General features: G+C 61.7%; 13 protein-coding genes. 6 read left to right on the forward strand and 7 right to left on the reverse strand.

Translation table 11 applies throughout. From position 1 onward, the window contains the following. The first annotated feature begins 17 nt into the window (after positions 1-17). Positions 18-1,754, forward strand: a complete 1,737-nt coding sequence (locus NY78_RS00910) for a nickel-dependent hydrogenase large subunit (RefSeq protein WP_082139836.1) — start codon at positions 18-20, stop codon at positions 1,752-1,754. A 247-nt stretch (positions 1,755-2,001) separates the two neighbouring features. On the opposite strand, the gene NY78_RS00920 is transcribed toward NY78_RS00910, so the two are convergent. Further along, positions 2,002-3,225, reverse strand: coding sequence for a radical SAM protein (locus NY78_RS00920; RefSeq protein WP_043630565.1), 1,224 nt, complete (start codon positions 3,223-3,225; stop codon positions 2,002-2,004). A 146-nt stretch (positions 3,226-3,371) separates the two neighbouring features. Between NY78_RS00920 and NY78_RS00925 the strand changes: the two genes are divergently transcribed. From NY78_RS00925 to NY78_RS00935, 3 genes are read left to right on the forward strand one after another with little or no spacing between them, the layout of a single operon-like run. After that, positions 3,372-4,181 (forward strand): ParA family protein, encoded by an 810-nt coding sequence (locus tag NY78_RS00925; protein ID WP_043630566.1) that lies wholly within the window; start codon positions 3,372-3,374, stop codon positions 4,179-4,181. Positions 4,182-4,192: 11 nt separating this feature from the next. Next, positions 4,193-5,095: a hypothetical protein gene (locus NY78_RS24420; RefSeq protein ID WP_043630568.1), complete on the forward strand. Its 903-nt coding sequence runs from the start codon at positions 4,193-4,195 to the stop codon at positions 5,093-5,095. A 25-nt stretch (positions 5,096-5,120) separates the two neighbouring features. After that, positions 5,121-5,384, forward strand: coding sequence for an amphi-Trp domain-containing protein (locus tag NY78_RS00935; protein WP_043630570.1), 264 nt, complete (start codon positions 5,121-5,123; stop codon positions 5,382-5,384). Between the two features lie 100 nt (positions 5,385-5,484). Here the strand turns inward: NY78_RS00935 and NY78_RS00940 are convergent, their stop codons facing one another. Then, positions 5,485-6,231, reverse strand: coding sequence for an HAD family hydrolase (locus NY78_RS00940; protein WP_043630572.1), 747 nt, complete (start codon positions 6,229-6,231; stop codon positions 5,485-5,487). Continuing rightward, positions 6,228-7,241 carry a phosphotransferase gene (locus NY78_RS00945; protein WP_043630574.1) on the reverse strand — a complete coding sequence of 338 codons (1,014 nt, stop codon included), beginning with the start codon at positions 7,239-7,241 and terminating at the stop codon, positions 6,228-6,230. The genes NY78_RS00940 and NY78_RS00945 overlap by 4 nt, the downstream gene beginning before the upstream one ends. A gap of 279 nt (positions 7,242-7,520) precedes the next feature. Between NY78_RS00945 and NY78_RS00950 the strand changes: the two genes are divergently transcribed. Further along, positions 7,521-7,784, forward strand: coding sequence for a cereblon family protein (locus NY78_RS00950; RefSeq protein WP_053062105.1), 264 nt, complete (start codon positions 7,521-7,523; stop codon positions 7,782-7,784). 163 nt (positions 7,785-7,947) lie between these two features. After that, on the forward strand, positions 7,948-8,403 hold the full coding sequence (locus tag NY78_RS00955) for a cereblon family protein (RefSeq protein ID WP_043630575.1): 456 nt from the start codon (positions 7,948-7,950) through the stop codon (positions 8,401-8,403). Positions 8,404-8,574: 171 nt separating this feature from the next. On the opposite strand, the gene NY78_RS00960 is transcribed toward NY78_RS00955, so the two are convergent. The 4 genes from NY78_RS00960 to dxs form a co-directional block, all read right to left on the reverse strand. After that, positions 8,575-8,817, reverse strand: coding sequence for a hypothetical protein (locus NY78_RS00960; RefSeq protein WP_043630577.1), 243 nt, complete (start codon positions 8,815-8,817; stop codon positions 8,575-8,577). A 117-nt stretch (positions 8,818-8,934) separates the two neighbouring features. After that, positions 8,935-9,906, reverse strand: a complete 972-nt coding sequence (locus NY78_RS00965; RefSeq protein WP_043630579.1) for a deoxyhypusine synthase family protein — start codon at positions 9,904-9,906, stop codon at positions 8,935-8,937. Positions 9,907-9,920: 14 nt separating this feature from the next. Beyond that, on the reverse strand, positions 9,921-10,754 hold the full coding sequence (locus NY78_RS00970) for a glycerophosphodiester phosphodiesterase family protein (RefSeq protein WP_231583675.1): 834 nt from the start codon (positions 10,752-10,754) through the stop codon (positions 9,921-9,923). Beyond that, positions 10,732-12,633: a 1-deoxy-D-xylulose-5-phosphate synthase gene (dxs, locus tag NY78_RS00975; RefSeq protein WP_043630581.1), complete on the reverse strand. Its 1,902-nt coding sequence runs from the start codon at positions 12,631-12,633 to the stop codon at positions 10,732-10,734. Before dxs ends, NY78_RS00970 begins: the two co-directional genes overlap by 23 nt. Between the last annotated feature and the right edge of the window lie 3 nt (positions 12,634-12,636).

Raw genomic sequence — 12,636 nt, forward strand, 5'->3', positions numbered from 1 at the left:
TCTGAAGGAGAATTTATATGGCTGGCATACTGAATCCAAGCACTGTCGGAAACTCTGTCAAGATTGCTCCCGCACTCAATCTGCTCCTGAGTGATTCGACCAATACAAACAAAGCCACGGCCAAAATCACCCTTGATCCCATTACTCGTATTGAGGGTCACCTGCGCATCGACACCCAGGTGAAGGAAGGGGTCATCACCGATGCCTGGTCCTCAGCCACCCTGTTTCGGGGTATCGAGCTGATCCTGGCCGGCCGCGACCCCCGGGACGCCCCCTTGATCACCCAGCGTTTGTGCGGCGTGTGTACCTACGTGCATTTGCAAGCCTCGAGCGTGGCTATTGAAAACTCCATGCAGCTGACCGTGCCCGTCGATGCCCAGATTGTGCGCAATCTGATCAACGGCACCCAGTTTCTCCATGATCACATCGTTCATTTCTATCATCTCCACGCCCTGGACTGGGTCGATGTGACCGCAGCCATTAAGGCCGATCCCAACGCCACCCAAACCCTGGCCCGACAGATTTCGCCGGCAGCCCCGGCCATGGATTTCGCTGCTGTCAAGGCCAAACTGCAATCCCTGGTCGACTCCGGCCAATTGGGGCCTTTTGCCGCCGGTTACTGGGGGCATAGCGCCTACAAGCTCAGCCCCGAAGCCAACCTGCTGTTTGTGGCCCACTATCTCCAGGCCTTGCGCCAGCAGGCCGACACCGCCAAGATGATGGCTCTTTTCGCCGGGAAAAACCCCCACCCCCACGCGGTTGCGCCGGGCGGCATCACCTCCGGCGCGGAAATCTATGTGGCGGCTAACATGACCAGTTTCAGTTCGCTGCTGACGGCCACCAACGACTTCATCAACCAGTTCTACATCCCCGATGTTGTCTACCTCGCTGGCCAGTATCCCGAATATGCCAAGATCGGCGGCTTCGAGAACATGCTGGCGTATGGCGAATTCCCGCTGGACACCTATGGCACAGGCAACTGTCTGCTGCCCGGCGGCGTGATCCTCAACAAGGATGTCGCCAACGTCGCGGCCGTGAATCTGGCCGACATCACCGAAGACGTATCCCGGGCTTGGTATACCAAATCCACGCCGCAAAATCCGACCACCGGCGTCACAAGCCCGTCGTATACCGGTTACGACCAAAACGCTGATTACTCATGGCTCAAGGCCCCTCGTTACCAGGGGAAACCCATGGAAGTCGGTCCTCTGGCCCGGGTACTGGTGGCGTATGGCAAGGGGCAGACCCAGGTCAAAGCGGCTGTGGATTCCCTGCTCTCCACCCTTGGCCTGACCATGAGCGACATGTTTTCGGTGCTCGGTCGAACCGCAGCCCGGGCCATCGAAACCCAGGTCATCGGTCAAGCCATGACCGGCTGGTTGACCACCCTGCAAAACAATATCAAGGCAGGGAATACCGCCACGTTTACCGGCAAGGCCGTACCGGCCAACGTCACGGGTATCGGCATCGGCGAGGCTCCGCGCGGCGCCGTGGGCCATTGGTTCTCCACGGACGGCAGCGCCAAGATCAAGAACTATCAGATGGTGGTCCCCTCGGCCTGGAACTTTGGCCCCCGGGACGCCAAGGGGTTGCCAAGCGCCGTGGAAGCGGCCCTGGTCGGCGTACCTATTGCTGATTCCACCCAGCCGCTTGAAATACTGCGTCTCGTCCACTCCTACGATCCGTGCATTGCCTGCGGCGTGCATCTTATCGACGCGCAGGGCAATCCGCAGGGCATGGTGAAGATCGGATAACGATGCTTGGCGTCTTGGCATGCCGCGGCTCCCTGGAATAACCGGGAGCGCATTGCCGGGTGGCTGCAATAGGGCAGCCACCGAGGACGAGAGGGCCAAGGATGCAGACGGCCCGGAGACATCGAATCCCGGTTGGCAACCAGGATGGTTGCCGCAGGATGCCAGCGAGCCACTCGGACCTTGCCTGTGTTGTATGCAAAGCGCCTGGAAACGCTCGCAACAGGACGAGTTGAAGGACCAACTCGTCCTACTGGCAGCGGGCCAGCCTGGCGAGATCGGGGGGGCGGCGTCCGTCAAACTGACCGCAGGCGGCGAAATAGCGCAGGTCGCTGAGCCACAGGCCAAGTTGCCGGATGTCTCCCCGGGCAAGGGACAGCCATCCGGCCGGACCGGCGGCCAGATCGCCCAGCGGTCCAAGTAGTTCGCTCGGGTCGCGGAAACACTCCCAATCGCAGGCCCGGCAGTGGGCTTTGCCGTCCAACCGGTCTTCGCCAAGCTCCCAAAACGGCCCAAGGTTCTCCGTCCCGCGATAGCCGCACGGAAAGGCGTTTCCGAACCGGTCGACATACAAAAAGCTCACCCCGCCCAGACAGGGCCGACCGCTTGGCTCCTCGCCGGCATATTGGCGCACCAGAGTGGAAACGGCGCAACGAGGCGTGAATATGCGCAGCGCTCCCCGATGGCGGGGCACGGTATCCAGCACGGCCTGAAAGAGCGCCCGTTTTTCCCAGTCGGCAAAGGTCACCCGGGCATCGGCCGCAGTGGCCGCATAGACCGCCTGGGCTCCCTTTTGCTGATCCGCGTCGCTCATAGGATAGCAGCAATTGGCCATGGTGAAGCCGAGGTCGGCAGCCGTCTGGAAAAAGACCGATAGCCCATGGCAGGCTTTTTCGTAAAACTGTTCGGCGCTTGCCGCCTCCAAAGGGACTTCACCGGTCATGAGCCGGGTCAGAGCCAAATTGGCTGTGGGATAAAGGCCATGCGCGTGGAAAATCGGCAGAGCTTGCCGTATGCCTTCCACCATGCCCGGAAAGCCGCGATTGGCCTCATGAACGCCGGCATCGGCCGAATCAAGGCTGATCCAGAAGTTGCGCACCGGGGTGCTGGCCAACCCCTCGGCCAGCCGCGTCACCCGGTCGTGAAAATCCGGGGCCTCAGGGTGGGCAAAACGGGAGCCGTTCGTGCCGGTTCGCAGATATTCAATGCCGGCCCGGCCGGCATAGGACAACAGTTCAGAGAGCAGCGGACCGGTCAACAGCGGTTCGCCGCCCGTGAAGGACAGCGCGGAAACCCCCAGTCGGACGCAGTGATCGATAATCCGTTTGGCCGTATCAACGGCCATATCCCCGCGAGGACCGGTGTTTAAGACATTCATGCCGCATTGGACGCAACGGGCGTTGCAACGGTCGGTGAGCTGCAGTACCACCTGCCGGGGCCGGCCCCGACGATGAAGGATTTTGAAAATAGGCATGCCAGTCCTTGAAGTGGATTTCTTCCTTGTCTGTTAGCCATCTTCTCAATGCGGCTCCATGACTGCTTGGTGACTTTGCTGCGTCGAACCAGCCGTCATCCCCGAGCTGTCGTCAAATTGTAACGGCGCCTGGGCATGGTTTCCCCATGGATGCCACAGTTCCGCAAACGCCTTGCCTTGCCTGCCTCAACCACAAAGGGGGTGTTGGCAAGACAACTTGCTCCGTCAATCTGGCGGCCGGACTGGCCCGGCTTGGTTGGCGCATTCTGGCTGTGGACGCCGATCCTCAAGCCCATCTGAGCGTCTCTCTAGGCCTGACCTCCCCGAGCGGCGACAACGGCGGACTGGCCGGAGTGTTGACCGGCCGCCTCCCCCTTGACGCGGCCATGGCGAGGGCAGGCTCGTGCATGGTTGTGCCCGCCTCGGCCGCGTTGGCTGCAACCGAGTCTCCCCTGGCCATCGAGAATCCTGGCAACAACCGCTTGCGTCAGGCTCTGGCCGCCGCGACCGGCTTTGATTTGGTCATCATCGACTGTCCGCCCCACCTTGGTCCTCTGGCCCGACAGGCGCTCACTGCGGCAAGCGGCGTCATCGTCCCCATGACCCCGGACTTTCTGGCCATGCAAAGCTTGGCCTGGCTCATGGACACCCTGGCCGGTCTTTCAGCCGACCATCTGGCTCCCACCGTGGTCGGCATCGTGCTCAACCGTTTTTCCAGCCAAAAGCGCCTGCACCGCGAGGTGCAGGGCGCTGTGGCCGAGCATTTTCCCGGCCTGGCCTTTGCCGGCGTCATTCGCGAAAACATCGCCCTGGCTGAAGCGCCGAGCTTTGGGCAGGACATTTTTCAGTATGCGCCGCGCAGCGCCGGAGCTTCGGATTTCGCCAGAGTGTGCCGGGAAGCGGCGGCTCGGCTCAACCTTGCTCCCCTACCCGGGGCAAGCGGCATCGCCAGATAAGGACGTTGCACATGGCTACCCGTTCCAGACTCGGCCGCGACCCCTTGCAGGGCACAGCCAAACCTGCGGCCAAACAACCAGCCGCGACAAAACGCAAATCCCCGTCCCGGGCCAAAGCCGCCCCACAACCAGACGCGGTCGAACAAAACGCACCGCCAACCACCTTGACAAACGATCTGATCCGGCAGCCTGAGCCGGCCGCCCCGGGCAACGGCCAGCAGGTCTTTGCGGCTGCACCCGCCAAGACGGACGCGCCCAGCCCAACCGGACAGGCTACCGCCCCACCCCCGGCTTTAGGGCTGTCGCCAGCAGCTCCTGGCCTTCCTAGAGGGGACGACGCGTCCGACCAGACGACGCTGCCCGACCCGGCCGAAACGCCGACTGCGGCTGCGTCCGAAACGGCGCAAGCGGATGCCCCGTCCGGGACGGCGGCCGGGCTCGTCGCTTCCCCGGGTCCCTGCCCGTCCCAAGCTGCGCCTGCCGCCCCGGACCAGGGCGCGCATCCGGTGGAGGTCTTTTTGCGCGGCGTTCTGGAAGGGTTGCTCCCTGAGGGAGAAGCTGTTTTGCGGGTGGAAGTCGATCCTGAGACCTTTGCCTTGCCGGTGGAAAAACTCTTTTATTTCAGCCATGCCCTGCAACGAATCGTGACGCCGATGGAGCTTGCGCAAGGTCCGGATTGGCGTCCGGGGGAAACCGCCGGACAACTTCCCGTGCTGACGGTCCGGTTGCGGGCGCACGGCGGCGATCGCCATGTGCTCACTCTTACTGATAACGGGGAATTCTTTCGCAGCCGACTGCCGGAATTACGACTACACATGGAGGCTTTGAAGCCGCTTGTGGCCTTTATCGTCAAACGCCAAGGGTCTGTTCGGTTGGCCCAGGGCCGTTCGATCACGTTTGAAATCATCGGCTGACGTCGCACAGCCAAAGGAGCCGCGCATGGAAAAGGACAAGAGCAAGATCAAGGTCGAAGGCGTGATGCAGATCACGGAAGTCATCGCCAATCTGGAAAAATTGGCGACTGATATGAAGGCCGGACTGGTCACCATTGCGGCCGGGGAGGAATCCCTGACCCTACACCCGTCGGTGCTGGTCAATGTGGATATGAAGGCCTCGCAGAAGAAAGACAAAGAGAAGTTCGCCCTCGAAATCTCCTGGAAAAAGCACAAGGAGATGGAAGGGTTCACGGAAATGGGCGAATAATTTTAGCCCCTGTGCATGTGTCGCCCTGGCCCGTTTTGCGTCGGGCCAGGGCGACACGCATGCGTCCGGACGACGGGGCTGACAAGCAGACTCCCAGTTATCAGGGTTGTTCCTCAAAAAATCGGATGGCGTTTCGCAGTTCGCCGAAGCGGTAGATATTGTAATGGGCGGCAACGCCGTCCATTTGCTGCTGCCCCTGGCCGCTGGCAAAAAAGACCGTCCGCATTCCGGCCTCCCGGGCTCCATAAATATCCCGGTACATATCGTTGCCGACAAAGACCACTTCTTCGGGGCGCAGATGCATCCGCCGCAGGGTCAGGGCAAAGATGCGCGGATCGGGTTTGCGGTAGCCGAGGTCGCCGGAAACAACAATCGGGAAAAAATACTCGGCCAAGCCGACCATCTGCATCTCCGGCACGGCCCAGGCCGTCTGGGCATCGGACAGGGCGGCCAAGCGATAGTGCTGACGCAATTCGTCCAGAACCTCGCGCACGTCCGGATAGAGCTCCAGGCGATTGAGCGAGATGCCCCGGTAGAGCTCGGCCAGAAAATGCGGCAGTTGGGCCAGCTTGTTTTTGGGAAGCTCTGCCCCGCTGCGGGCCAGGCGGCTGGCGAGAAACTCCCGCCACACGGCCACGGCGTCGTATTCCGGAAACTGCTCCCCGCCCGCCCGCCGCTGCTCCTTGAGGATCTGATAATAGCCCTCGCGCACATCACCCCGGCTGGTGCGAATGCCGTAGTATTTGAGCAGGTGGCTGATGGAGCGGTAGATCTGCTCGTTGCCCTCGTCGGTGTTGATGTCGATGAGCGTGCCGTTCACATCGCAGATGATTCCCCGAACGATCATGTGAGCCCTCCGAGCAAAATGACTTTGGCCTCATGGACCAGGCGTTTGCGGTACCAATCCTCCAACCAGGCGTTGCGGGCAATGCGCAGGAGGGTCAGGCCCAGGTGAAACGGCAGCCGGGCGGTCAACGCCGCAAAAGTACGCTCGCGGTCCGGGAAATGCCCGGCATATTCCCACAAGAAATGGCCGACAAACGGCTCGGCCCGGTCAATGTCGCCGGTCATCTGCAAAAAGCAGTGTTTGAGTTCGCCGCAAAGCCGCCCCACGTCGTAGATACGGTCGTCACGGTGCATCCGCTCAAGGTCGATGGCGTATACATCCTGACCTCGCCCGAACAGGAAATTGGAGGGCGTGGCGTCGCCGTGCACTGCCACCTGCACATCCTGCCACATGGCGGCCCGACCGGCGTAGCCATGCCCGAGCTCCCGCAGCCGGTCGATTCGGCGGGCGGAAATGCCGGCATTGGCGGCCAGATACCCGACCACCCGGTCGTAGTAGCCTTGGGTTCTGGCAAAATCGACCTGTTCCGGACCAGCGGTGGCGTTGTGCAGGCGGGCGAAGAAACGGGCCAGCCCGGAGAGCTTGCGAAACAGCCGTTCGCCACGGCCGCTGCCGGCTGCAGCTTCGATGACACTGTCGAGTTGTTCGCCAGCGACATGTTCGATGACAAGCAGATCGCCCAGGCTCGGGTTGACGCCCAGGGGACGGACCACATAGTCCGGCAGGGCATCAAGGCCAAGGCTTCGGGCAAAATCCAGGTTACGACGCTCATTCTCGGCGGACTGGGGCGCGTTGCTGCCGTTTAAACCCCTCAAATGGGCGTAAAATTTTCCCACAACTGTGGCCTGGGTCCATTTGTCTTCATACAAGTAGACGTCGCTGGCCGGTGAGATGCGGTACACCCGCCACCGGGGCTCACGGTCGGTGGCCGCCAATTGCGGCAAAATGACGTCACGCAGATAGCTGTGCAGCGGGTCGGCGGCGGCGAGATGGCCGAGGTATTGGCGCATGGCGACAACTTTGAAGCCGGCTGCGACAATTTTGTGCGGTAAGCCGGGTTGACGATTTCTTCGGAGTGTATAACCAGCCCCTGGTATATGCAAATTCTTCGGACTCTCCAACCAATCTCCCCTGCCGTCCTTTGCCTGCGCCGGCAACCGGACGAGCCCGGGGAGGTCGCCGTTCCGGCCTGGGATGCCGCGCTTGCTCCTGCACAGGATGTCACGACGCCGAAACTGGTATGCGCCCAGTGCTGCCTTCCGATCACAGCCGATGCTTGGCGTATCCCGGTGTCCGGTTCACACTCCCACGTTTTTGCCAATCCTTACGGGCAGGTGTTTCGCGTCGAGTGTTTTGCAGCCGCTCCAGGTTGTGTCACGGTTGGTCCGATCAGCCTGGATTTTTCCTGGTTTCCAGACACGGGCTGGCAGGTGGCCATCTGTGCGCGCTGCGGTCTGCATCTGGGCTGGCGCTATGCTCGCAATGCCGACGGCGGTTTTTTTTTCGGACTCATTCCCGAGCGCCTGCGTCGCAAAACGGACAATTTGGTCTGATTTATGCTTGGTGGAGTTTCAAGTAGGTTGCCCGGACAGCTTGCCAGATTCCGATGGCTGCCTATCTTAAACTTGACCAAGCAAGTAGGAAATTGCCTCTTTGACCGCAAAGCCAAGACGGGTGCGCCGACAATGCACCCAGGCCACCCGGGAGGGTGCAAACATGAACAAACACCTGACGCTTATCCCCACGACTCCGCCCATCAGCCTTTCCTGGGAGGAGGATGCGAGCGGGCCGGCAGAGCCCGTGAAGCCGATCTTCAATAATCCGTCTCTGGCCACAGCCGATCGCATGGTCTGCGCTCATTGCGGCGAGGACATCACGCACTCCAGCCTGCGAATCGCCGTCCACGGCTCCCATCGTCATGCCGTGCCCACCGAGTATGGCATCGATCAGGAAATCGGCTGTTTTTCCCTGGCTCCGGGATGCCTGTCCGCCGGGCATTTCGCCCTGGATTTCGGCCATCAGGAAGATGGCTACTGGCAGATGGCCCTGTGCGCCAGTTGCGGCAACCATCTGGGCTGGCATCATCAGACCGACAGCGACATCGGTTTTTACGGGCTGATTCTTGACCATCTGGCCGCCGCGCCCGAAGACAGTCGAGAAAAAGCTGCTTAACGGCGCTTGGCGCAAGAACCGCTTCTTCCTACCCGGTTTTCGCTCTGAAAGCCTCCCGCCGGAGGCTTTCAGCCCCGGAGGCAGCACTGCCCCCGGACCCGCCCCACCGTCCCCGAGCATAAAAAAAGCCGGGGACCGAAGCCCCCGGCCTGTATCGGCGCGAAAACGAATCTAGGCGGCACTGACCGTGACAACGTCTTCGAATTCGGCTGTCACTTTGAAGGTCTTGCCGCCGGCATCGACAAAAAAGTCGTTACCCGGAAAGAGCTGTGTTGTGGCCGTGAAGGCGTCGCCAATGTAGACGTCCTTGGCCTCGCCGTTGGTTTCGAAACGGATGGTCGTCCCGTCGCCAAGCGTGACCATTTGTTCGTGGTCAATGCTGACCGGCAAATCGGCCTCGGTGAAGTTGCTCATCCTCTCCTCCATGTTTGGCGGTTTCAGGCCTATGGCACCCGCGCCGTGCGGGTCGAAACCAGAGGGATTTGAGCCAACTTACGCCCGATCTGCCCGAAAGCAAAGACTTTTCTCAAATTACCATCCCAGCACGTAGGCAAAAATCAACGGGGCCACGATGGAGGCGTCGGAGTTGATCATGAATCGGGGCGTGTCGATGTCGAGCTTGCCCCAGGTGATCTTCTCGTTGGGCACAGCACCCGAATAGGAGCCATACGACGTGGTGGAATCGCCGATCTGGGCGAAGTAGGCCCAAAACGGCGTGTCTTCCCGCTCCAGGTCCTGAATGAGCATGGGCACGACGCAGATGGGAAAATCGGCTGCAATGCCGCCGCCGATCTGGAAAAAGCCGATGGGCGTGCCGGCCTTGCCCTGCTCGGTGTACCACTTAGCCAGGACTTCCATCTGCTCGGTGCCGGTGCGGATGGCGCTGTGGCTCTTGACGTTGCCCAGAATCACTTCGGCGCAAAAAATATTGCCAAGCGTGCTGTCTTCAAAACCCGGGGAATAGATGGTCAGGCCCTTTTCCTTGGCCGCCAGCACCCAGGAGTGCTCCTTGGGGACCTGGAAGAACTGCTCGATGTCGGGCTGATCCAGCAGGGCGTACATGTATTCGTACGGGAACATGGGCTTGCCGGAATCGGCAGCGGCGGCCCACAGCTTGGAGATGCGGCGCTGCACCTGGCGCAGGACGCCTTCGGGAATGCAGGTATCCGTAACCCGATTGAATCCCTGGTCGTACAGCGCCTTTTCCGCCTCGGGCGAAAGGTCGCGGTACTCGGGGACCATCTTGTATTCGTTATGATTAAAGAGGTTGAACAGGTCCTCTTCAAGGTTGGCGGCGGTGCAGCTGATGGCATGGACCTTGTCCTGGCGGATCATCTCGGCCAGGGAAATACCCAATTCACAGGTGCTCATGGCGCCGGCCATGGTGAGAAACATCTTGCCGCCCCGGCCCAACAGATCGTTCCAGGCCTTGGCCGCATCGAGCGTCTCGCGGGCGTTGAAGTGACGGAAATTGGTTTCCATGAAACGGGATATGGAAGACATTCTAACTCCTTGGGTTATTCCCGGGCGGGACCGTCGCCTTGGTCGGCCCGCTCCTCAATGGCACCCGGGGACGTGGGCAAAAAGCCCTCGAAAACAATGTTGTCCCCATGACGCAAGGCTTTGACTCTATCCTCTCTCGATCGCACCGTCCAGAGCAGAACCGGCCATCCAAGCCATCGGACCAGAGCGACCGGTCCATGCGGCAGTCCCCGCCAGCCATAGGCAATACAGTGGGGTCGGGCTATGGCGGCATGGAACAGATTGGCATAGGCGAACCGCTTGAGCCGGCCCATGGCCGGTGCGTCGGCAAAATCGCAGGCAATGAGGCAGCGCGGCAGCTCCGGGGCCAGGAAGGCCAGACGGGCCAGCGACCAGGGATGAAACGAGGCCACGACCACCGGGCCGGAGTACCCGGCCAACAGGGCGGCCACGGCCTGTTCCAGACGCCCCGCCCGGCCCTGAGACTTGAGTTCGATATACAGCGGCACCCGGCCGGCCACCAGGGACAAGACCTCGGCCAACAGCGGCGGGTGCTCCCCGGAGCCCAAAAGACAAAGGCGGGGCAGATCAGCGCAGGTCAGCTGGTCGAGAGGGCCGGCCTGTCCGGTCAGACGGTTCAGGCCGCGGTCGTGAAAGACCACAACGCCGCCGTCGGCCAGAAGCCGCACGTCGCATTCAATGCCGTATCCGGCGTCACAGGCGGCTGCAAAGGCCGGCAGGGAGTTCTCCGGGCCGGTATCCGGGCCATGGAGGCCCCGGTGAGCAAAGGGGACGGCGGTCAGCCAGTCCAGGTCCCTCCCCGGACGCTTGGCCGACGAGGCCTGGCTACACCGCAAGCAGGCGAACAAGGGCAGCCTTGATGCCGTTTTGGTCAATGCCGCAAAGCGCCCGCAGGGCATTTTGTCCGCCATGCTCCACAAAGGCGTCGGGCAGGCCCAGCCGGTGTACGGTCAACCCGGAGAGTGCCCCGGCGTCGGAGAGCAATTCCAGTACGGCCGCGCCAAAGCCCCCCTGAAGCACATTTTCCTCGACCGTCAGCCACAGTGGATAGCGGCCGGCCAGGGCAAGGAGTTGCGCTTCGGGCAATGGCTTGATGAAACGGGCGTTCAACACCGCCACTTCCCTGCCCGTCTCGGCGGCCAGGGCATCGGCAGCCGCCACGGCCGGCATGACCCGGCTGCCGATGGCAACGATCAGGGCATCGCTTCCCTCGCGCACCATCGCACCCTGGCCGAGGGGCAACGGTTCGACGACCTCGGGCACGGGCAGGCCCACGCCGGCCCCGCGGGGATACCGAATGGCGACCGGACCGTCATGGGCCAGGGCGGTGGCCAGCATGGCCGGCAGTTCGGCTTCGCTGCCCGGGGCCATGAAAACAAGATTGGGGATGTGACGCAGATAGGAAATATCAAAAGCCCCGTGATGGGTGGCTCCATCCTCGCCTACCAGCCCACCCCGGTCGAGGCACAGGGTCACGGGCAGATTTTGCAGGCACACGTCATGGACAATCTGGTCGTAGGAGCGCTGCATGAAGGTGGAATAGATGGCAACGACCGGTTTGTAGCCGGCCATGGCCAGTCCGGCGGCAAAGGTCACGGCATGCTGCTCACAGATGCCGACGTCCACAAAGCGTTCGGGGAGTTCCGTGGCAAAACGCGACAGCCCCGTGCCCTCGGGCATGGCGGCCGTGATGGCCATGACCCGGGGGTCGGCCTTGGCCGAAGCGAGCAAGGCCTCGCCAAAAACCTGGGTGTAGCTCGGGGCGCAGACCCCGACTTTTTCCACCAGCCCGGTTTCCGGCTCAAAGCAGCCCACGCCGTGGAAATAGGTGGGATTGTTCTCGGCCGGCTCGTAGCCGCGTCCTTTCTTGGTCAGCACATGGACCAGCACCGGTCCCTCAATGTCTTTGACTTCCTTGAAGACCTCAATGAGCCGCTCGGTATTGTGCCCGTCGATGGGACCAAGATAATTGAACCGAAACGCCTCAAAGAGCATTCCGGGCGTGAAAAAGCTCTTAAACGACTCCTCGCCGCGACGGACATAGCCCATGAGGTCGCCGCCGTAGGGCAAGGAACTGATCCAGCTTTCCATGTCCTTTTTGAGCCGCTTGACCCAGCGCTGGTTAAGCTTGCGGCTTAAAAAGAGCGAGAGCGCCCCGACGTTTTTGGAGATGGACATTTCGTTGTCGTTCAGTACGACAATGAGCCGTCCGCCCCACCCTCCCGCCTGGTTCAGTCCCTCGTAGGCCAGACCGGCGGTCATGGAACCATCGCCGATAATAGCCACCACGTCGTGGTCCTCACCCTTGCGGTCCCGGGCCATGGCCAGCCCCAAGGCGGCCGAGATGGAGGTGCTGGAGTGGCCGACGCCGAAGTGATCAAAGGGGCTCTCGGCCGGACGCGGAAAGCCGCTGACCCCGCCCATGGTTCGCAGGGTGTGAAACTGTTCCTGACGGCCGGTCAGAATTTTGTAGGCATAGGCCTGATGCCCGACGTCCCAGACAAGTTTATCCCTGCCGGGATCGAAGGCGGCAAGCAGGGCCAGCGTCAGTTCCACAACCCCCAGCGACGGGGCCAGATGGCCGCCGTTCATGGATACCGTGCCGATGATGACCTGCCGGATCTCGTCGGCCAGCACGGTCCTTTCCTCGGCGGAAAGACCGGCCACGTCATGCGGATGCTTGATGCGCGTGAGGATGTGAAGGGCCGCGTCGCTCATTGCCGTCATTGC

Source organism: Desulfovibrio sp. TomC (genome assembly GCF_000801335.2).
Classification (GTDB): domain Bacteria; phylum Desulfobacterota; class Desulfovibrionia; order Desulfovibrionales; family Desulfovibrionaceae; genus Solidesulfovibrio.

What these genes read in the sequence shown, in the direction of transcription:
- NY78_RS00910 (WP_082139836.1), top strand. Translation starts at nt 18, where the DNA reads ATGGCTGGCATACTGAATCCAAGCACTGTCGGAAACTCTGTCAAGATT.
- NY78_RS00920 (WP_043630565.1), bottom strand. Translation starts at nt 3,225, where the DNA reads ATGCCTATTTTCAAAATCCTTCATCGTCGGGGCCGGCCCCGGCAGGTG.
- NY78_RS00925 (WP_043630566.1), top strand. Translation starts at nt 3,372, where the DNA reads ATGGATGCCACAGTTCCGCAAACGCCTTGCCTTGCCTGCCTCAACCAC.
- NY78_RS24420 (WP_043630568.1), top strand. Translation starts at nt 4,193, where the DNA reads ATGGCTACCCGTTCCAGACTCGGCCGCGACCCCTTGCAGGGCACAGCC.
- NY78_RS00935 (WP_043630570.1), top strand. Translation starts at nt 5,121, where the DNA reads ATGGAAAAGGACAAGAGCAAGATCAAGGTCGAAGGCGTGATGCAGATC.
- NY78_RS00940 (WP_043630572.1), bottom strand. Translation starts at nt 6,231, where the DNA reads ATGATCGTTCGGGGAATCATCTGCGATGTGAACGGCACGCTCATCGAC.
- NY78_RS00945 (WP_043630574.1), bottom strand. Translation starts at nt 7,241, where the DNA reads ATGCGCCAATACCTCGGCCATCTCGCCGCCGCCGACCCGCTGCACAGC.
- NY78_RS00955 (WP_043630575.1), top strand. Translation starts at nt 7,948, where the DNA reads ATGAACAAACACCTGACGCTTATCCCCACGACTCCGCCCATCAGCCTT.
- NY78_RS00960 (WP_043630577.1), bottom strand. Translation starts at nt 8,817, where the DNA reads ATGAGCAACTTCACCGAGGCCGATTTGCCGGTCAGCATTGACCACGAA.
- NY78_RS00965 (WP_043630579.1), bottom strand. Translation starts at nt 9,906, where the DNA reads ATGTCTTCCATATCCCGTTTCATGGAAACCAATTTCCGTCACTTCAAC.
- dxs (WP_043630581.1), bottom strand. Translation starts at nt 12,633, where the DNA reads ATGACGGCAATGAGCGACGCGGCCCTTCACATCCTCACGCGCATCAAG.